Annotated in this window: 16 protein-coding genes and 1 other RNA gene; 13 read left to right on the top strand and 4 right to left on the bottom strand. The window is 63.6% G+C overall.

Features of this window, described 5'->3' with window-relative positions; all coding sequences use genetic code 11:
- Positions 1-176: 176 nt before the first annotated feature.
- Both rho and trxA read right to left on the bottom strand, forming a co-directional pair.
- Positions 177-1,445 carry a transcription termination factor Rho gene (gene rho, locus P3T43_RS09130; RefSeq protein ID WP_074298516.1) on the bottom strand — a complete coding sequence of 423 codons (1,269 nt, stop codon included), beginning with the start codon at positions 1,443-1,445 and terminating at the stop codon, positions 177-179.
- Between the two features lie 226 nt (positions 1,446-1,671).
- Positions 1,672-1,998: a thioredoxin TrxA gene (gene trxA, locus P3T43_RS09125; RefSeq protein WP_006048864.1), complete on the bottom strand. Its 327-nt coding sequence runs from the start codon at positions 1,996-1,998 to the stop codon at positions 1,672-1,674.
- A gap of 375 nt (positions 1,999-2,373) precedes the next feature.
- On the opposite strand from trxA, the gene ffs reads away from it, so the two are divergent.
- The 5 genes from ffs to P3T43_RS09100 all read left to right on the top strand — a co-directional run bounded on the left by ffs (position 2,374) and on the right by P3T43_RS09100 (position 7,988).
- Positions 2,374-2,472: signal recognition particle sRNA small type (gene ffs / locus P3T43_RS09120), an RNA gene on the top strand.
- 260 nt (positions 2,473-2,732) lie between these two features.
- Complete coding sequence (gene dnaX, locus P3T43_RS09115) at positions 2,733-5,474, top strand: DNA polymerase III subunit gamma/tau (protein ID WP_429280712.1); 2,742 nt, start codon at positions 2,733-2,735, stop codon at positions 5,472-5,474.
- 60 nt (positions 5,475-5,534) lie between these two features.
- Positions 5,535-5,861, top strand: a complete 327-nt coding sequence (locus P3T43_RS09110) for a YbaB/EbfC family nucleoid-associated protein (protein ID WP_429280711.1) — start codon at positions 5,535-5,537, stop codon at positions 5,859-5,861.
- Between the two features lie 189 nt (positions 5,862-6,050).
- Positions 6,051-6,647: a recombination mediator RecR gene (gene recR / locus P3T43_RS09105; protein WP_429280710.1), complete on the top strand. Its 597-nt coding sequence runs from the start codon at positions 6,051-6,053 to the stop codon at positions 6,645-6,647.
- A gap of 117 nt (positions 6,648-6,764) precedes the next feature.
- Positions 6,765-7,988, top strand: a complete 1,224-nt coding sequence (locus P3T43_RS09100; RefSeq protein WP_429280709.1) for a CaiB/BaiF CoA transferase family protein — start codon at positions 6,765-6,767, stop codon at positions 7,986-7,988.
- Positions 7,989-8,141: 153 nt separating this feature from the next.
- On the opposite strand, the gene P3T43_RS09095 is transcribed toward P3T43_RS09100, so the two are convergent.
- A complete protein-coding gene (locus P3T43_RS09095; protein WP_429280708.1) occupies positions 8,142-9,116 on the bottom strand; it encodes an NADPH:quinone oxidoreductase family protein in 975 nt (324 codons plus the stop codon).
- Between the two features lie 149 nt (positions 9,117-9,265).
- Here P3T43_RS09095 and surE point away from each other — a divergent pair, with 149 nt between their 5' ends.
- The 6 genes from surE (at position 9,266) to rlmD (ending at position 15,447) form a co-directional block, all read left to right on the top strand.
- Positions 9,266-10,024: a 5'/3'-nucleotidase SurE gene (gene surE, locus P3T43_RS09090; RefSeq protein WP_429280707.1), complete on the top strand. Its 759-nt coding sequence runs from the start codon at positions 9,266-9,268 to the stop codon at positions 10,022-10,024.
- Positions 10,021-11,121: a protein-L-isoaspartate(D-aspartate) O-methyltransferase gene (locus P3T43_RS09085; protein WP_429280706.1), complete on the top strand. Its 1,101-nt coding sequence runs from the start codon at positions 10,021-10,023 to the stop codon at positions 11,119-11,121. The genes surE and P3T43_RS09085 overlap by 4 nt, the downstream gene beginning before the upstream one ends.
- 11 nt (positions 11,122-11,132) lie before the next feature.
- Positions 11,133-12,068: a peptidoglycan DD-metalloendopeptidase family protein gene (locus P3T43_RS09080; RefSeq protein ID WP_429280705.1), complete on the top strand. Its 936-nt coding sequence runs from the start codon at positions 11,133-11,135 to the stop codon at positions 12,066-12,068.
- 11 nt (positions 12,069-12,079) lie between these two features.
- Positions 12,080-13,168, top strand: a complete 1,089-nt coding sequence (rpoS, locus tag P3T43_RS09075) for an RNA polymerase sigma factor RpoS (RefSeq protein ID WP_429280704.1) — start codon at positions 12,080-12,082, stop codon at positions 13,166-13,168.
- Between the two features lie 4 nt (positions 13,169-13,172).
- Positions 13,173-13,949, top strand: a complete 777-nt coding sequence (locus P3T43_RS09070; RefSeq protein ID WP_429280703.1) for a 3'-5' exonuclease — start codon at positions 13,173-13,175, stop codon at positions 13,947-13,949.
- Positions 13,950-14,142: 193 nt separating this feature from the next.
- On the top strand, positions 14,143-15,447 hold the full coding sequence (rlmD, locus tag P3T43_RS09065) for a 23S rRNA (uracil(1939)-C(5))-methyltransferase RlmD (protein ID WP_429280780.1): 1,305 nt from the start codon (positions 14,143-14,145) through the stop codon (positions 15,445-15,447).
- 209 nt (positions 15,448-15,656) lie between these two features.
- Here rlmD and P3T43_RS09060 read toward each other — a convergent pair whose 3' ends face one another.
- Entirely contained in the window at positions 15,657-16,460 is an 804-nt protein-coding gene (locus P3T43_RS09060; protein ID WP_429280702.1) for an outer membrane protein assembly factor BamD, read from the bottom strand.
- A gap of 161 nt (positions 16,461-16,621) precedes the next feature.
- Here P3T43_RS09060 and P3T43_RS09055 point away from each other — a divergent pair, with 161 nt between their 5' ends.
- Both P3T43_RS09055 and pgeF read left to right on the top strand, forming a co-directional pair.
- Positions 16,622-17,881 (top strand): RluA family pseudouridine synthase, encoded by a 1,260-nt coding sequence (locus tag P3T43_RS09055; protein ID WP_429280701.1) that lies wholly within the window; start codon positions 16,622-16,624, stop codon positions 17,879-17,881.
- On the top strand, positions 17,878-18,744 hold the full coding sequence (pgeF, locus tag P3T43_RS09050) for a peptidoglycan editing factor PgeF (protein ID WP_429280700.1): 867 nt from the start codon (positions 17,878-17,880) through the stop codon (positions 18,742-18,744). The genes P3T43_RS09055 and pgeF overlap by 4 nt, the downstream gene beginning before the upstream one ends.
- The last annotated feature ends 155 nt before the right edge of the window (positions 18,745-18,899 follow it).

Genomic DNA, 18,899 nt, shown 5'->3' with positions numbered 1-18,899 from the left:
GGGCAAGGGCAAGGGCAAGGGCAAGGGCAAGGGCAAGGGCAACGGCAAGGAAGCGTCGCACGTGCCAATAAGGTCTGGCCTCGTGCGTTTGCTACGGACGAAAAAAAACCGCCCACCTGAAAAGTGAGCGGCTTTGCGGGAGACTGTGCGAATCGCCTTCGACGCGCGGGCCAGTATCAGCTTCCGCCGCCGCGACGCATCATGTCGAAGAACTCGGAGTTGCTCTTCGTCTGGCGGATCTTGTCGAGCAGGAATTCCATGGCTTCGACTTCGTCCATGTCGTGGATGAACTTGCGCAGCACCCAGATCTTTTGCAGGATCTCGGGCTTGATGAGCAGTTCTTCGCGACGTGTGCCGGACTTGTTCAGGTTGATCGACGGGTAGACGCGCTTTTCTGCGAGACGACGCTCAAGGTGCACTTCCATGTTGCCGGTGCCCTTGAACTCTTCGTAGATCACATCGTCCATGCGGCTGCCGGTTTCGATCAGCGCAGTACCGATGATGGTGAGCGAGCCGCCTTCTTCGATATTGCGAGCCGCGCCGAAGAAACGCTTCGGACGTTGCAGCGCGTTGGCGTCGACACCGCCCGTCAGCACCTTGCCCGAAGCCGGCACCACAGTGTTGTAGGCGCGCGCGAGACGCGTGATCGAGTCGAGCAGAATCACCACGTCGTTCTTCATTTCGACGAGGCGCTTGGCCTTTTCGATCACCATTTCGGCAACCTGGACGTGACGCGCAGCGGGTTCGTCGAACGTGGAGGCGATCACTTCGCCGGCCACCGAACGCTGCATTTCGGTCACTTCTTCCGGCCGTTCGTCGATCAGCAGCACGAACAGGATGACGTCCGGATGGTTCTGCTTGATGGCGTGCGCGATGTGCTGCAGCATCACGGTCTTGCCGGACTTCGGCGAGGCGACCAGCAGGCCGCGCTGGCCCTTGCCGATCGGCGCGATCATGTCGATGATCCGGCCCGTGACGTTTTCTTCGCCACGCATTTCACGTTCGAGCAGCAACACCTTGTTCGGGTGCAGCGGCGTCAGATTCTCGAACATGATCTTGTGCTTCGAGGCTTCCGGCGGCTGGCCGTTGACCTTGTCCACCTTTACCAGCGCGAAATAGCGTTCGCCGTCTTTCGGCGTGCGCACTTCACCTTCGATCGTGTCGCCGGTATGCAGGTTGAAGCGGCGGATTTGCGACGGGCTGATATAAATATCGTCCGTGCTGGCCAGATACGAGGTTTCCGGCGAACGCAGGAAGCCGAAGCCGTCAGGCAGCACCTCGAGCGTGCCGTCGCCGAAGATCGTTTCGCCAGTTTTGGCGCGCTTTTTAAGAATGGCGAACATCAATTCCTGCTTGCGCAGGCGGTTCGCACTTTCGATCTCAAGGCCATTGGCCATCTCGATCAATTCGGAAACGTGCAGAGTCTTAAGCTCGGATAAATGCATACGGAGAACCCGCAGGAGAAGGTGCGACCTGAAATGAAATCTGGGAGGAGAGTGAGCGGAACCGCTCAAGGACTTAAGCGTCTTTTCGACGTTTTGCGGATTCTAGCATAGCACACGCCAATTTCAGCCGGCGTGGCGTCACAGCATCTTATTGTTATGCGTGTTGTCGGCTGACAACACGCACTCAGAAGCGCGCAGGCGCGCGCTTGAAAACTACCGCGGCGAATTACAGATTGCCGTCGAGGAACGCGGTGAGTTGCGACTTCGACAGGGCGCCAACTTTCTGGGCAGCCACTGCGCCGTTCTTGAAGAGGATCAGCGTGGGAATGCCGCGCACGCCAAACTTCACCGGCGTGGACTGATGTTCGTCCACGTTGATCTTGGCGATCTGCAGGCGGTCAGCGTAGTCCTTCGCGACCTCGTCGAGGATCGGTGCAATCATCTTGCACGGACCGCACCATTCTGCCCAGAAGTCGAGCAGTACCGGTTTATCGGATTTAACGACGTCCTGTTCGAACGATGCGTCGCTGATATGCTTGATTTGTTCGCTCATATATGAATACCTCTCTCGGATCGAGGCCCACGTGATGTGCTCGCCACGATACACCAAACTAAGAAAACTTCTGTTCGCATTGCCGCAAAGAGACCCACACGGGAACATTCGCAAGCGCGCCTCTCGAAGCACTCCAAAATGCCCAGAATGCTCGGCTTTGCGGGACATTCGTACGTCAGTTTAGCCTAAATTGCTATGCGTTGCCGGTGGTGATAGTACTCATACAGGCAGTAGGGACAAGGCTCACCAGTAGAGTGCCGGTTTCTGTTACGCACCGTATCTGGTGGTTGCTGGCGCGAACACAAGTGGGTGTCCATCTAACTTTGTTCGCTTTAACAGTCGCGCGGGCCGCCGACCAATGGTAGAATCTTTCGTGACGGGCCTCCTCGCATGGAGGGGTGGTCAACCTGGTCAGGTCGGGAACGAAGCAGCCACAGCCGCTTTCCACCAGTGCCGAGGGTCGGGCTCGTCACCTTCCTTTTTTTCGTTGCTGGTTCATTGCTTGCTGTTTGTTTGTCATGCAGCGAGTGCAACGATTCCCCGTCGTGTTTTCCTGTTGTTCCTCCGCTGGTTTCCTTGTCTTTGCTGTCACCGGTCGATTGTTCCGGTTGCGCACGCCCGTTTCCCACTATTTTTTTCTATCGGTCCGCTAGCCATTTTCAATGAATCGGCGACGTGCGTCCGTGCGCTGTCGATTCACCTTTGCGCGCAATCGTTACTGATACAATTTCCCGATGACCTATCAAGTTCTCGCACGCAAATGGCGACCGAAGGATTTCGCTTCGCTCGTCGGACAGGAACACGTGGTGCGCGCGCTCACGCACGCGCTCGACGGCGGCCGTCTGCATCATGCCTATCTGTTTACCGGCACCCGTGGCGTCGGCAAAACTACACTCTCACGCATCTTCGCCAAGGCGCTCAATTGCGAAACCGGCGTGACGTCGACACCGTGCGGTGTGTGCCGCGCGTGCCGGGAGATCGACGAGGGGCGCTTCGTCGATTATGTGGAGATGGATGCGGCGAGTAATCGCGGCGTCGACGAAATGGCGGCCTTGCTGGAGCGTGCCGTGTACGCGCCGGTCGATGCGCGCTTCAAAGTCTACATGATCGACGAAGTGCACATGCTGACGAACCACGCGTTCAACGCCATGTTGAAGACGCTGGAAGAACCGCCGCCGCACGTCAAATTCATTCTTGCCACCACCGATCCGCAGAAGATTCCGGTCACGGTGCTATCGCGCTGCCTGCAGTTCAATCTGAAGCAGATGCCGGCTGGCCATATCGTCTCGCATCTGGAGCACATCCTCGGCGAGGAACACGTGCCGTACGACGCTCAGGCATTGCGCCTGCTGGCGCGCGCGGCGGACGGTTCGATGCGCGACGCGCTGTCGCTCACGGATCAGGCCATTGCCTATTCGGCCAACCAGGTCAACGAGGAAGCGGTGCGCGGCATGCTGGGCGCGCTGGACCAGAGTTACCTGATCCGTCTGCTCGACGCGCTCGCGGATGGCGACGGGCCGGCCGTGCTGGCGTTGGCCGATGAGATGTCGCTGCGCAGCCTGTCGTTTTCAACCGCGCTGCAGGATCTGGCCAGCCTGTTGCACCGGATTGCGTGGGCGCAGTTTGCGCCGTCGTCGGTGCTCGACGAGTGGCCTGAAGCGACCGATCTGCGGCGCTTTGCGCAAGCTTTGAGCGCGGAGCAGGTGCAATTGTTTTATCAGATCGCGACCATTGGCCGGAGCGAGATGGGTCTCGCGCCCGACGAATACGCCGGTTTCACGATGACGCTGTTGCGCATGCTGGCTTTCGAACCGGCGCCGACTGGCGGCGGTGGAGCGGCGCCGGCAGGGCGTCCGGCGGGTGCGTCCGGTGCGGGCGGCGCGAAGCGCAGCGGCACGCCGGTTGTGGCCGCGCCGCGAGGGCCGGCGGCGTCCGTGAGCGCAGCTACTGCGGTGCCATCGGCGGCGGCAGTGCCTGCCATGCCGAGCGGTGACGCGATTGCAGAGTCAGGCCGGCCTGTTCAAGCCGGACCGGCTCGCGTGGAGTTCAATCCGGCTGCGCGGCCCGCGCCTGCGCAGGAAGCGGGAAACACGAGGGGTCACGCGGCGGTAGATGGCGCCGCTCAGACGGTTGCTGAGACCGGTCAGGCAGTCGATCAAGCGGTTGTTCAGGCAACTTCTCCGAGCGCCGCGCATTCGCACTCGGAGCGCGCGCCGGCCGCAGGTGAGTCGAGTACCACGGTGGCATCTTCGGCAGAGGAGAGCGAGTCGGCGATTTCCGGACGCGATGTGACGGGGGCCCAAGACGCTGAGTTCATCGCAGATCCGCTAGTCAATCTTGATGCAGGCTCTGATGGCATTGCAACTGGAGCGGCAGCAATCGCGACCGCCGCGCCGGTGATAGACCCGGTGGAATCGACGCAGGCACCCGCAGCAGCGACTCCGACCCCGACTCCGCCAGAGCCGCCATCAGCAATACGCGCGTCGGCAATCGCCGACACCGGAACGGCATCGGCGGCGCCGGCCGCGACGCCAGCATCAAGCTTCAAAGCAGCGGCTCAAGCCCCGTCATCCACAGCAGTAACCCCTGTCATCCAGGACGGTGCCGCCCCGCGCCGCGCAGGTGGCGCTAGCGCCGCTCTCGACGTGTTGCGCAGCGCCGGCCTCAAAGTATCATCGGATCGCGGTCGTGCCACTGCCGTCGCGGCCAAACCCGCGCCCGCTACCACGCCCACGGCGGCGCCCAAGCCTGCCGCCCCCCGCGTGAACGTCCCGGTGCCGACGCCGGGCGCGCCGCGCCGGACGCAGGAAGCCGCGCCCGTACGCGCTGCATCGCCGGCGGCCCGCAACGGCGGGCAGGGTGGTTCCTCCGTGCCGCCGTGGGACGACATGCCGCCGGACGACTTCGTACCGCTCTCTGCAGAAGACGATTATTTCGGCCCCCCCGACGACGGCTACATGCCGGTATTCGACGCGGGTCCGGATGACGTGCGCGTTCCGTCTGCTGCACCCGCTCAGGCCCCGGTCGACACACGTCCGTTGCCGCCCGCCGTGCCGCTCGACGCCATCGGCTTCAACGGCGACTGGCCGGCGCTTGCCGTAGGCCTGGCGCTCAAGGGCATTTCCTACCAGCTTGCCTTCAACAGCGAACTGATGGCGCTCGAAGGCGCCACCCTCAAGCTCAATGTGCCGGTCCCGCAGTACGCCGAGGCTTCGCAGGTCGTCAAGCTTAAGGCCGCGTTGGCCGAACGGCTCGGCAAGGAAGTCGAGGTACTGGTCGAAGTGGGTCCGGCGCGCCGCACGGCCGCTGCATTCGACGCGGCCGCCCGCGCGCAGCGTCAGAAGGACGCCGAGCGCGAAATTGGCTCCGACCCATTCGTGCAATCGCTGATCCGCGAGTTCGGCGCGAGCATCGTGCCGGGCTCCGTCAAGCCGATCGCAGCGGACGCCGCCGGCGGCGCCTCGTCGACTCATTGATTTACGGCGCATCATGGCGCCATATCCCCACATTTCACGCTATCCAGAAGGAGCATGTCCATGATGAAAGGTCAACTCGCAGGGCTGATGAAACAAGCCCAGCAGATGCAGGAAAACATGAAGAAGATGCAGGACCAGCTCGCGCTGATCGAAGTCGAGGGGCAATCGGGTGCGGGTCTCGTCAAGGTGACGATGACCTGCAAGAACGAGGTGCGCCGCGTGACGATCGATCCGAGCCTGCTCGCCGACGACAAGGACATGCTGGAGGACCTCGTCGCTGCTGCCTTCAACGACGCCGTGCGCAAGGCTGAAGCCACCGCCCAGGAAAAGATGGGTGGCATGACTTCCGGTCTGCCGCTGCCGCCGGGCTTCAAGCTGCCGTTCTGAGCGCCTGCATCGCTCGGATAACCGGCTGGACCGGCCGCTGCGGGCGTCCTGCGGATCAACCGCTGACGCTTTCCGTCAAGCCGGCCGGCAAGCCGGTGCCACGCGCTCAGGCGTAGCACCGGCACGCCGGCCGTCATGTGTCCGCTGCCAGAGCGTTACGCCCCACTTCTACGACCTCGCCGATTCCGCATGAAACAACCTTCCGCCTTGTCGGCTCTCGTCGAAGCGCTGCGTGTGCTGCCCGGTGTCGGGCCGAAATCCGCACAGCGTATGGCGTATCACCTGATGCAGCACGACCGCGAGGGCGCGGAAAAGCTCGGCCAGTCGTTGCTGTTCGCCACCGAGCATCTGCAGCACTGCGAAAAGTGCAATACCTTCACCGAGGCGCAGATCTGCGAGGTGTGCAGCGACGAGGAACGCGATCCGGCGCTGCTGTGCGTCGTCGAAACGCCCGCCGACCAGATCATGCTCGAACAGACGATGACCTATCGCGGGCTCTACTTCGTGCTGATGGGCCGCCTGAGTCCGCTCGACGGCATCGGTCCGAAGGAGATCCATTTCGACCGGCTCGTCAGGCGGGCCTCGGATGGCATTGTGAAAGAGGTCGTGCTGGCGACCAATTTCACCAACGAAGGCGAAGCCACCGCGCACTACCTCGGGCAGACGCTCAAGGCTCGCGGGCTGGCCGTCACGCGTCTCGCGCGCGGCGTGCCGGTGGGCGGCGAACTCGAGTATGTCGACGCCGGCACGATTGCCCGCGCGATGCTCGACCGCCGTTCGCTCTAGCTCTGCGCCCTGCGTAGCCGAACCACGGGCGACGTCGCCCGATACGGCACATAGGCCGCTGCGGCAACGAAGGCAACTGGCCAGCGCGGGCATCGCCCACCATGAGGACACGAGACCATGAGTGCAACCCCCGACGCGACACGTCCCACCGGCCCGCTCGCGGGCGTGAAGGTGCTCGAACTCGGCACGCTGATCGCCGGCCCATTTGCCGCGCGCTTTCTCGGCGAGTTCGGCGCCGAAGTGATCAAGATCGAAGACCCCAAGGGCGGCGATCCGCTGCGTAAATGGCGCAAGCTGTATCCGGAAGTCGGCGGCACCTCGCTATGGTGGGCCGTCCAGGCCCGCAACAAGAAGTCCGTGACGATCAATCTGAAAGCCGAAGAGGGCAAGGAGATCGTGCGGCGTCTGGCGAAAGAAGCGGATATCGTGGTCGAAAATTTCCGCCCCGGACTGCTGGAAAAGCTGGGGCTGGGCTATGACGTGCTGTCCGCCGAGAATCCCGGTCTCGTGATGGTGCGTCTGTCAGGCTACGGCCAGACCGGACCGTATCGCGACCGTCCGGGATTCGGCGCGATTGCCGAATCCATGGGCGGTCTGCGTCACATCACCGGTTATCCGGATTTGCCGCCGCCGCGCATCGGCATCTCCATCGGCGATTCGATCGCGGCGCTGCATGGCGTGATCGGCGCGTTGATGGCCATGCATCACAAGCAGGTGAACGGCGGCAAAGGGCAGGTGGTCGACGTTGCGCTGTACGAAGCGGTCTTCAACATGATGGAGAGCGTGGTGCCCGAGTATGGCGTGTACGGCATGGTGCGCGAGCGCACGGGCGCCTCGTTGCCGGGCATCGTGCCTTCGAACACCTATCCGTGCCGTGACGGCAGCGTGGTGATTGGCGGCAACAGCGATCCGATCTTCAAGCGTTTGATGGTCGCCATCGAGCGCGAAGACCTCGCCAACGATCCGTCGCTCGCGCATAACGACGGGCGCGTGCCGCGCACGCAGGAAATCGACGACGCGATTGCCGCGTGGCTCGCTACGCGCACGATCGACGAGGCGCTCGAGGTGCTCAACGCCGCGGATGTGCCGGTGGGCCGCATCTACAGCGTCGCAGATATGTTCACCGATCCGCAATTCATGGCACGGCAGATGATCCAGCGCTTCAAATGGCAGGACGGTAAGGAAATCACCCTGCCTTCGGTGACGCCCAAGCTCTCGCAGACGCCTGGCGAAACGCGCTGGCTCGGCCCGGAGCTTGGTGAACACACCGACGAAGTTCTAGGCTCGCTCGGCTACGACGCGCAGCAGATTGCCGCGTTGCACGCCCAACAGATCGTGTGAGTGGCCGAGCATTCGGCGGTGGTGTGCAAGCGCGGCGCGCGGTACGCAATGAGGGTGTGCCGTTGAGGCAGCGCGTCGGGCGTATCGGACAGCGGATGGCGTGCCGTCAGGCAGCGGCACGCCATCCGCTTGCGTCACGCCAGCCGCCCCGGACTACGGCGTAATCACCACCTTACCCACCACGCGACGCTCGGCCATCTCGCGCAGCGCGCGTCCGGTTTCCTCGAGCGTGTAGTGCGCCGAGACGTACGGCCGCAGCTTGCCTTCGCCGATCCAACCGGTCATCTGTTTGAAGGCCGCTGCATTGTGATGCGGTTCGCGCTTCGCAAAGTCGCCCCAGAACACGCCGACGAGACTCGCGCCTTTCAGCAGCGCGAGGTTGAGCGGCAGTCTGGGAATCTCGCCGTTCGCAAAGCCCACCACCAGATAACGGCCGCGCCAGCCGATACTGCGGAACGCCGGTTCTGTGTAGATCCCGCCGACCGGATCGTAGATCACGTCCGGGCCTTTGCCGTCGGTGAGCGTCTTGATGCGCTCGCGCAGGTCTTCAGTGCTGTAGTTGATCGTCGCATCGGCGCCATGCTTCACGCAGATGGCGAGCTTTTCGTCCGACGACGCCGCCGCGATCACCCGCGCGCCCAGCGCTTTGCCGATCTCCACTGCCGCAAGACCGACGCCGCCTGCCGCGCCCAGCACGAGCATGGTTTCACCGGCTTTTAGCGCGCCGCGATCGACCACCGCGTGGTGCGACGTCCCGTAGGCGAGCGTGAAGGCCGCCGCCACGCCAAAGTCGATGCCTTCGGCCAGCGGCACGCAGGTCGCCGCCGGCGCCACCGCCTGCTCGGCGAAGCCGCCCTGACCGGTAAACGCGATCACGCGCGCGCCCGGCTGAAACTGCGTCACACCAACGCCGACCGCGCGCACGATGCCGGCCACTTCCGAGCCCGGCGTAAAGGGCAGCGGCGGCTTGAACTGGTACTTGTTCTCAATGATCAATACGTCGGGAAAATTGACGCTGGCCGCCTTGACGTCGATCAGGAGCTCGCCGGCTTGCGGCGTAAGGTCGGGCAGTTCTTCGACCACCAAGCTCTCGGGCGGACCATATTGATTGCAGCGAATCGCGCGCATCGCGTCTCCATGTCGAACGGGGTTCACCCCGGTATTCTGAAGTGTAAAGCAAGCCGAACGACCGTGCGTTTCTGTCGTGTCGCAGACGTCGCACAGGCGATGCCTGGCGTGTCGTTCGCGCGTCTTCTTTCCTCGGTTACAATCGCCGCATGCGAATCCTACTCAGCAACGACGACGGCTATCTGGCGCCGGGCCTTGGCGCGCTTTATGAAGCGCTGCAGGCCTTCGCCGATGTCACCGTGATGGCACCCGAGCAGAACTGCAGCGGCGCGTCGAACTCCTTGACGCTGTCGCGGCCGTTGTCGGTGCTGCGCTCGTCGACGGGTTTTTATTACGTGAACGGCACGCCAACCGACTCCGTGCACATCGCTTTGACCGGCATGCTCGACCACACGCCCGATCTGGTGGTGTCGGGCATCAACAACGGCCAGAACATGGGTGAGGACACGCTGTATTCGGGCACGGTCGCCGCCGCCACCGAAGGCATCATGTTCGGCGTTCCCGCCATCGCGTTTTCGCTGGTCGACAAGGACTGGGTCCATCTCGATGCGGCGACGCGGGTTGCCGCCGAAATCGTGGCGCATTACTGCGCGAATCCGCTGGCTGGAAATCCGTTGCTGAATGTGAATATTCCCAACTTGCCGTACGAGCAACTGCGTGACTGGCGCATCACCCGCCTCGGCAAGCGGCATCCATCGCAGCCGGTGATCCGCCAGACCAATCCGCGCGGCGAACCGATCTACTGGATCGGCCCGTCCGGTAGCGCGCGCGACGCGAGCGAAGGTACCGATTTCCACGCCGTCGCGAACGGTCAGGTGTCGATCACCCCGCTGCAGCTCGATCTGACCCACACCGACATGTTGCCCGCGGCGCGCGACTGGCTGCGCGCCGGGAGCGGCGCTTCATGACCAGCGAGCGCGCAAAGCGCTTTCCGCTTGGCCTCGAGGATCTGAAGCGCGAGCCGCGCCGGCCCGAAGGACGCCCCGGCGAGGTGCGCGCGGCGAACCTCGCCGCTGCGACCGACGCGCGGGCGAAGACGTCGGCGCGCGGCGAGAGTGCCGGCAAGCGTACTGCACAATCAGCGGCCAAAGCGGCGGCGCCGGTTTTGGTCCAGCCGGTGGTCAAGCCAGTAAGCAAGCCGGTGGCCAAATCCATCGTCAAGCCGGTGACCGACTCTGTGGCGAGGCCGGCGGTCAAGGCTGCGCTCAAGCCTGCGGCACCGGTCGTCGCCAAACTGAACCCGAGCCCGGCAAACCTGCTGGTCAACCGGCCGGCGCCCAAGCCCGTTGCGCCGCGCCCGAACACGAGGCCCGCGGAACGCAGCTCGGCTCCGAATGTGGCATTAAACAGCGCGCATGCGTTGACTTCGGAACGGGTTCGCGAACGCATGGTCGAACGCCTGCGGGCAAACGGCATTACCGATCAGCGCGTGGTGCATGCAATGTCGGTGGTGCCGCGCCACATGTTCGTGGACCCGGGGCTCGCCACCCAGGCTTATGAAGACGCGGCGTTGCCGATCGGGCATCACCAGACCATCTCCAAGCCTTCCGTCGTCGCGCGGATGATCGAGCTGGCCGCCGCCGGCCGAACCCTCACGAACGTGCTCGAAATCGGCACGGGCTGCGGTTATCAGGCGGCGGTGCTGAGCCAGGTCGCACGCGACGTGTATTCGATTGAACGCATCAAACCGCTATACGAACGCGCCAAGACGAACTTGCGGCCGCTGCGCATCCCGAACATCCGGCTGCACTACGGTGATGGCCGCATCGGTTTGCCGGCAGCCGCACCGTTCGACGCGATCGTCATCGCCGCGGCAGGGCTCGATGTGCCGCAAGCTCTGCTCGAACAGCTCGCGATCGGCGGGCGCCTCGTCGCGCCGGTCGGCACGCAGGACGGTCAGACGCAGCAGGTGCTCACGCTCGTCGAGCGTACCGGGCCTGCGCAATGGCGCGAGTCGCGGCTTGATCGTGTTTTCTTTGTACCCTTAAAATCCGGAGTGATCTGAAACCGATGAGCATGAGCAAGTTGCGCGCGATGCAAAGAACCAGCCTGAATGTCCACCTGTCCGTAGCCCAGCGTAGCGTGTGCGTGGTCGCGCTGTCCCTGTTGACGGCCTGTGCGACACGGCTCGATAACGCGCCTGTCGTCGATCGCTCGGGCGACCTTGGGACCGCGTCGGCGCAGGCAGCGGCGGCACCCGTGCCGCTGGGTCCGCCGCCTCCGGGTTATTACCGGGTGAAGCCGGGCGATACGTTGTATCGGATCGCTCTGGAAAACGGTCAGAATTATCGCGACATCGCGACGTGGAATAACCTGACCAACCCGAACCAGATCGAAGTCGATCAGTTGCTGCGGGTCGCGCCGCCGGGCGCGAATCTCGCGGCAATCACGCCGGGCGTGGCCACCGCCCCGGTGGTGGGCGGCGGCGTGCAGACGGCGCCGCTTGGCGGCCCGTCGGCTCCGGCTACGGGCCCAGGCGCTGCGGCGGGCGGCACTGCGGTGCCGCCGGTCTACGGTGCGGGAACGGCCGTCACCCCGAATGCGCCGCAAGCGGGCGCGAGCGATAGCAGCGCGGCACCGGCGAGCAACCTCGCGTTTGCCTGGCCGGTACGCGGTCCGATTCTCGGCACGTTTGACGACTCCACGAACAAGGGCGTCAATATTGGCGGGGCGACTGGCGATCCCGTGAAAGCGGCTGCCGACGGACGCGTCGTTTATGCTGGAAATGGGCTGCGCGGATACGGCAATCTAATTATCATCAAGCATGATGCAACTTATCTCACGGCGTATGCACATAATCGCGCTTTGATGGTAAAAGAGGGAGACGCGGTGACCAAGGGGCAGAAGATCGCCGAAATGGGCAATAGCGATTCGGACCGTGTAATGTTGCATTTCGAAGTTCGCCGGCAGGGCAAACCTGTCGACCCACTGAAGTACTTGCCGCCGCAATAAGCGATACGACCATGCCGAAATCGAAGCGCCGCCCACCGCAAGCCGAGTCTGAGAAGATCAGTCGTGCCACGCAACTTACGGTGGAGGACGGCGGTGCTTCGGAGGTCGAAGACGACAACGTCGAGGATCTCGATAACGCGCGCGATCTCGACGAGCGCCAAAGCGGTGCAGAGGAAGCCGGTGATTCGCGTACGAGCGACGCAGCGCCCGACGCCGACGATTTCCGCGCCTTGCTGCAAGCCGAACTCACGGCTGACACGATTCAGCACTACCTCAACCGGATCAGCGTCAAGCCGCTATTGACGGTGGAGGAAGAGCAGCGCTACTCGCGGCTCGCCAAGGCAGGCGAGTTCGAGGCACGCCAGGTCATGATCGAGCGCAATCTGCGGCTCGTCGTCAGTATTGCGAAAGGGTATCTGAACCGCGGCGTGCCGCTGCTCGATCTGATCGAGGAGGGCAACCTCGGCCTGATGCACGCCATCGAGAAGTTTGATCCCACACGCGGCTTCCGTTTTTCCACGTATGCCACCTGGTGGATCCGTCAGAGTATCGAGCGCGCCATCATGAATCAGGCGCGCACGGTGCGTCTGCCGGTGCATGTGATTCGCGAGCTCAACCAGGTGCTGCGCGCGAAGCGCCATCTGGAGAAGAACTCGATGAACTCCGGCGACGCGGCCGACCGCCGCGACGCCAGTATCGACGACATCGCGTATCTGACTGGCAAGACCACGGACGAAGTCACCGATATCCTCGCCCTGAACGAGCACACGGCATCGCTCGACGCCCCGCTCGATCTCGATCCGGCGAGCAGCCTGCTTGATCTGCTGTCGGACGACCAGAGCCAGTCGCCGGACGCCGAGGTGCAGCATCGCGAGCTGGAAACGCTGACCCGTGCCTGGCTTGCCCGCCTGTCCGACAAGCATCGTCACGTGATCGAGCGCCGCTTCGGCCTCAATCATATCGAGCCGGCCACGCTCGAAGAGCTGGCCGACGAAATGGGCCTCACGCGCGAGCGTGTGCGCCAGATCCAGCAGGAAGCGCTGGTTCGCCTGAAGCGCTTCTTCGCCTCCAACGGTGTACGCAAGGACGCCGTTTTATAAACCGATGACACCGATTCTTGTTTTCGACATCGAGACGATTCCCGATGTCGCCGGCATTCGCCGCCTCGAAGATTTGCCCGCCACGCTCACCGACGCGGAAGTCGCCGAGCATGCCTTTGCCGCGCGCCGGGAGAAGACCGGCAGCGATTTCCTGCCGCACCATCTGCAACGGATTGCGGCGATTTCCTGTGTCTTTCGCGACAACAACGGCTTTCGCGTGCGCTCGCTCGGCACGCTGGAAGACGGCGAAGCGGCGCTGGTGCAATCGTTTTACCGGGTGATCGAGAAGTACACGCCGCAACTGGTGTCGTGGAACGGCGGCGGGTTCGATCTGCCGGTGCTGAACTACCGGGCTCTCGTCAACGGCATTCCAGCAAGCCGCTTCTGGGATCTCGGCGAGGACGACCGCGAGTTCAAGTGGAACAACTACATCAGCCGCTACCACGCGCGCCACACCGACCTGATGGACGTGCTGGCCATGTACCAGGCGCGCGCCAACGCGCCGCTCGACACGCTCGCCAAGCTATGCGGCTTTCCAGGCAAGCTCGGCATGGACGGCGGCCAGGTCTGGCACGCGTTTCAGGATGGGCAGATCGAACAGATCCGCAATTACTGTGAGACCGATGTGGTCAACACGTATCTGCTGTATTGCCGCTTTCAGTTGATGCGCGGCGGTTTTTCGCCTGAGGAATACGCGGACGAAATCGCTCTCGTGAAGAGTGCACTCGCGCAAGAGCCATCCCCGCATTGGGCGCAGTATCTGGCGGCGTTCGATCAGTAAGCGTTTTGCCGCGCAGTGGGCCGCGCTACAATCTCGCCTTCCCCCATAGTCTGTCAGGAAGCCGCAGGTGTCTCAGAGTGCCCACAAGCGTGCCTCGAACCGCTCGTTCAGAGGCAAGAAAAAAGCGTCCGCCGAAGCGGATGCGTCTGCCACACCCGTTACAGCCCCGATTCTGGATGTCGAATCGCTCGACATGGAAGCGCGCGGCGTAGGCCGTACCGTCAACGAAGACGGCACGCCGGGCAAGGTGATTTTCGTCGAAGGCGCGTTGCCCGGCGAGCGCGTCACCTATTTGAGCTACCGTCGCAAACCGAGCTTCGAGCAGGCGGAAGTGGTCGACATGTTGCGCGAGAGCGTGATCCGCGCCAGGCCGCAGTGTCAGTTCTTCGGCACCTGCGGCGGTTGCTCGATGCAGCACCTCGACATCCGCGCGCAGATTGCCGTCAAGCAGCGCGTGCTCGAAGACAATCTCGCGCATCTGGCCAAGCTGCGGCCCGAAACGGTGTATCGGCCGATTCATGGCCCGTCGTGGGGATACCGCTACCGCGCGCGCCTGACCGTACGTTATGTCGCCAAGAAGGGCGGTGTGCTGGTGGGCTTCCACGAGCGCAAGAGCAGCTTTATCGCCGATATGACCTCGTGCGAGGTGCTGCCGCCGCACGTCTCGGCCATGCTGGTGCCGTTGCGCCGGCTGGTCGAAGGCCTGTCGATTCGCGAGCGCATGCCGCAGGTTGAAGTCGCGGTTGGCTCGACTGTGACGGCGCTGGTGCTGCGCATTCTGGAGCCGATCAACGCCGCCGATGAGCAACTGCTGCGCGAATTCGCCGATGCCCACAACGTGCAATTCTGGTTGCAGCCGCAAGGGCCGGACTCGGTGGCGCCGTTCTATCCGCTCGATGGCCAGCTCGACTACACGCTGCCGGAATACGACATCCGCATGCCGTTCAAGCCGACCGACTTCACGCAGGTCAATCACCAGATCAACCGTGTGCTGGTGAGCAGGGCGCTGCGCCTGCTGGCGCCGTCGCGCACCGATCGCGTGCTGGATCTGTTCTGCGGCATCGGCAATTTCACGCTGCCGCTTGCGCGGATTTCGCAGGAAGTGGTGGGCATCGAAGGTAGCGAGGTTCTGACCACGCGGGCGCTGGCGAATGCGGAAGAAAACGGCGTGGCGGAGCATACTTCGTTCGCCTGCCGCAACCTGTTCGAATTGACCGCCGACGATATGCGTGCGCTCGGCCATTTCGACAAATTCCTCATCGACCCGCCGCGCGAGGGTGCGCTGGCGGTCGCGAAAGCATTGGCTGAGATTGCTCAGAGTGGCGACGGTCCGCTGCCGCAACGCATCGTCTACGTGTCCTGCAACCCGTCGACGCTCGCGCGCGATGCCGGTCTGCTGGTTCACGAGGCCGGCTATCGGCTCAAGGGCGCGGGCGTAGTCAATATGTTCCCGCATACCTCGCACGTGGAATCGATCGCGCTGTTCGAGCGCGACTGACCGGTTCGTGTGGCGGGCGCACCCACATGCCGCCTGGCGTGCGGGTCGCGTCATGGCCGCAGCTACACGCAAGGCGGCACAGCGCGGGACTTGACGGCGCCCATGTAGAACGCACAAACAAAAACGCCACGACTTTGACAGTCGTGGCGTCTTTGTTTGCTCAAGCGTTGATCCGGATTAACTGCAGCAACGCGCTTGCGGCGTGTGGCTTAGAACTGCCACCACGATTTTTGCTGACCCGGCCGGGCGTGCCCGGTGATGTACGGGCTGTCCGGGAACGTGCCGGCCAGCACGCGCTTCGTGTCGTCGGCCAGTTGCGGCTGATCGAGCTTCTGGTACGAGAGCATCATGATGTGCAGCGCGTCTTCGATGGCCGGAGCATTCTTGTAATCCTTGATGGCGAGCTGAGCGCGGTTGATGGCGGCGACGTAAGCGCCACGGCGATAGTAGTAGTCCGCGGCGTGAACTTCGTGCGACGCCAGGGCGTTTACGATGTAGCGCATGCGCTGTGCGGCGTCCGGCGCGTACTTGCTGTCCGGATACTTGTCCACCACGACCTTGAACGCATCGTACGACTCGCGCAACGACTTCGGATCGCGCTCGCTCATGTCCTGACCGGAAAAGCGTCCGAACAGACCGAGGTCGTCGTTGAAGTTGATCATGCCTTTCAGATAGTACGCGTAGGCGATATCGGGATGACCCGGGTGCAGCTTGATGAAGCGGTCGATGGCCTCGTTCGCGGCGTCGTTCTCGCTGTCTTTCCAGTTGCAGTAGGCTACGTTGATCTGCGCTTGCTGCGCAAAGTGGCCGAACGGGTCGCGGCCCTGGAGCATCTCGAAATATTTTGCGCACTTGCTCCAGTCCCCGGCGGACAGCGAGTCCTGCGCCTCCGTATATAATTTGTTGTTCGCCCAGGTTGCCGTTTCATCGGTCTTTTCCGGCAAACCGTGGCAGGCTGCCACGACGGCGATGGCCGCGACGCAGGCGAAGTAACGCGCCACTCGGGTGGCCATGCTTCGGAGTGTGGTCCGGGTTGCCGTGCGGGGTGCCGTCTTTAGGGGTGCCGTCTTTAGGGGTGCCGTCTTTAAGGCCGCCGTCTTTTGGGCCAATTCGATAATGATATTCAAGGCTCGCATTTTCCAGTCTAGCTTTACGTCCAGGTGACCCAGACTCAATGACCCGTTCAAATAATCCGGTTCCCGCTACTGGTACCCGGAATAGCAACAAAGATTATAGCCCAAGCGCTGACCCCTCCGACGCGTTGGGTAGTGATTCGTTAGATGATGATCTTGACGGCGACGCGCTTGCGCCGCCCGAGCCCGCAGGCGAAGTGGCGACGGTGGCCAGCAAGGCCGTGGACAATTCGCCGCGCGTGGTGACCGTGCCCGACGAACTGGCCGGCGAGCGGCTCGACAAGGTGTTGGCCAAGGTGTTTCCAGAGTTTTCGCGCAACCGGTTGCAAAGCTGGATCGAAGCCGAGCGCGTGCGTGTGGATGGCGTGCCCGCAAAGATCCGTCAACCGGTGCCGCTCGGCGCGCACATCGAACTCGTGCCCGATCTGCTGCCCGAGCAACTGGCCTTCACGCCCGAACCGGTGCCGCTCGAGATCGTCTACGAAGACGAGACGCTGGTGGTCATCAACAAGCCTGCCGGCATGGTGGTGCATCCGGCGGCCGGCAACTGGAGCGGCACCGTGCTGAACGGGCTCCTGTATCGCTATGGCGAAGCGGCGTCCGGCTTGCCGCGTGCGGGTATCGTGCACCGGCTCGACAAGGAAACCTCCGGGTTGATGGTGGTGGCGCGCACGCTCGAGGCGCAGACCGATCTCGTGCGGCAACTACAGGCGCGTACGGTCAAGCGCCGCTATCTCGCGCTGGTGTGGGGCAATATGCGCGAAGAGGGCACGATCGACGCGCCGATTGGCCGCGATCCGCGCGAACGCACCCGCATGGCGGTGGTCACGAGCGCTGCGGGCAAACCCGCACGCACGCATTTCCGGCGCGTCGATTCAGCCATCTGGCAGCGGCAACCGGTGTCAGCGATCCACTGCGACCTGGAAACCGGGCGTACTCACCAGATTCGCGTGCATTGCGCGCACATCGGTCATCCGTTGCTGGGCGACCCGGTCTATGGGCGCGCGCGCGGCAAACGCTCGGTCACGCCGTTGCCCGATGGTTTCGCGCGCCAGGCGCTGCATGCGTGGCGTCTTGGCCTGATTCATCCGCGGACCGGCCGCGAGATGCAATGGCGCGCCGAGGTGCCGGAGGATATGGCGGCGCTGTCGGCTGCGCTGGGCCTCGGCCGCGACGACGAAGGCGAGTTCGACGAAGCCTATTACGAAGACGAGGAAATGGCAGGTTACGAAGCGTCTTGGGATGACGAAGGTGACGACGAGGGCAACAACGAGGACGACCGCGAGGACGACCGCGCATGACGCCGCCTGAATCGGCGCGCTCCGGTGCGAGCCTGCCTGAGCTGACGCTTACCGATGTGCTGCAGCCCGGCTGGCGCGTTGCGCCGCGCGTCCGTGCGCTGATGACCACGCGTACCGGCGGGGTGAGCTTGCCGCCCTATGGCCGCTGGCATGACGGCGTCGACGTGCCGGGTGGCCTGAACCTCGGCCGGCTGGCCGGCGACGATCTGCTGTGCGTCGCGGCCAATCGCGCGCGTCTGGCCGGCTTGACGGGCGGCGCCGAGGCGGCGTGGCTCGAGCAGGTGCACGGCGCTGAGGTGGTCGACGCGCATGAGGTGCTGATGCGGGCGCGCGCGGGCGAGCCGCTCGTGCGCGCTGACGCCAGCGTCACGGATCGGCCGGGCACTATCTGCGTCGTCATGATTGCCGATTGCATGCCCGTGTTGCTGTGCGACGCCGCCGGCCGTGCCGTGGGTGCCGCGCATGCGGGTTGGCGCGGCCTTGCCTCGGGCGTCGTCGAGAAAACGGCGCAACGCGTCGCCCAGCTCGCGGGTACGGATGCGGGTTCGCTGCACGCGTACCTCGGACCGTCGATCGGACCCACGGCGTTCGAGGTGGGTGCAGACGTGCGTGACGCCTTCATGAATGGCGTCGACGATTTGCAACGTGACGCCACGTCGCAGGCATTCGTGCCACGTGACGACGCGCCGGGTAAATATCTCGCCAATCTTCCCGCGCTGGCACGCTTGCGTTTGCAACGTCTCGGGGTGACGCAGATTAGCGGCGGTGACGCATGCACGGTGACGCAGCGCGATCGTTTCTATTCTTACCGGCGTGATCGCGTAACGGGCCGCATGGCCGCGCTGATCTGGCTTGCCGACTGATCGGGCGCGGCTGCAAGCGCCGCTTGCAGCCATAACCAGTGGGCATCGTCAGGGTTTGTTCGGAGTCGGGCAGCGGGAATTTTTGCTGCGCCGCTAAAGACGCTCGCACGAGCGGTCAACCTTGCCAGAACACGCTTTCAGAAGCGTCGCCAATT

This window comes from Paraburkholderia sp. GAS41 (genome assembly GCF_050436545.1).
Taxonomy (GTDB): domain Bacteria; phylum Pseudomonadota; class Gammaproteobacteria; order Burkholderiales; family Burkholderiaceae; genus Paraburkholderia.
The sequence above is the reverse complement of the archived record's forward strand: the minus strand, read 5'-3'. Positions and strand labels throughout refer to the sequence as shown.

Coding starts and splice junctions, on each gene's coding strand:
- rho (WP_074298516.1), bottom strand. CDS start 1,445: ATGCATTTATCCGAGCTTAAGACTCTGCACGTTTCCGAATTGATCGAG.
- trxA (WP_006048864.1), bottom strand. CDS start 1,998: ATGAGCGAACAAATCAAGCATATCAGCGACGCATCGTTCGAACAGGAC.
- dnaX (WP_429280712.1), top strand. CDS start 2,733: ATGACCTATCAAGTTCTCGCACGCAAATGGCGACCGAAGGATTTCGCT.
- P3T43_RS09110 (WP_429280711.1), top strand. CDS start 5,535: ATGATGAAAGGTCAACTCGCAGGGCTGATGAAACAAGCCCAGCAGATG.
- recR (WP_429280710.1), top strand. CDS start 6,051: ATGAAACAACCTTCCGCCTTGTCGGCTCTCGTCGAAGCGCTGCGTGTG.
- P3T43_RS09100 (WP_429280709.1), top strand. CDS start 6,765: ATGAGTGCAACCCCCGACGCGACACGTCCCACCGGCCCGCTCGCGGGC.
- P3T43_RS09095 (WP_429280708.1), bottom strand. CDS start 9,116: ATGCGCGCGATTCGCTGCAATCAATATGGTCCGCCCGAGAGCTTGGTG.
- surE (WP_429280707.1), top strand. CDS start 9,266: ATGCGAATCCTACTCAGCAACGACGACGGCTATCTGGCGCCGGGCCTT.
- P3T43_RS09085 (WP_429280706.1), top strand. CDS start 10,021: ATGACCAGCGAGCGCGCAAAGCGCTTTCCGCTTGGCCTCGAGGATCTG.
- P3T43_RS09080 (WP_429280705.1), top strand. CDS start 11,133: ATGAGCAAGTTGCGCGCGATGCAAAGAACCAGCCTGAATGTCCACCTG.
- rpoS (WP_429280704.1), top strand. CDS start 12,080: ATGCCGAAATCGAAGCGCCGCCCACCGCAAGCCGAGTCTGAGAAGATC.
- P3T43_RS09070 (WP_429280703.1), top strand. CDS start 13,173: ATGACACCGATTCTTGTTTTCGACATCGAGACGATTCCCGATGTCGCC.
- rlmD (WP_429280780.1), top strand. CDS start 14,143: ATGGAAGCGCGCGGCGTAGGCCGTACCGTCAACGAAGACGGCACGCCG.
- P3T43_RS09060 (WP_429280702.1), bottom strand. CDS start 16,460: ATGGCCACCCGAGTGGCGCGTTACTTCGCCTGCGTCGCGGCCATCGCC.
- P3T43_RS09055 (WP_429280701.1), top strand. CDS start 16,622: ATGACCCGTTCAAATAATCCGGTTCCCGCTACTGGTACCCGGAATAGC.
- pgeF (WP_429280700.1), top strand. CDS start 17,878: ATGACGCCGCCTGAATCGGCGCGCTCCGGTGCGAGCCTGCCTGAGCTG.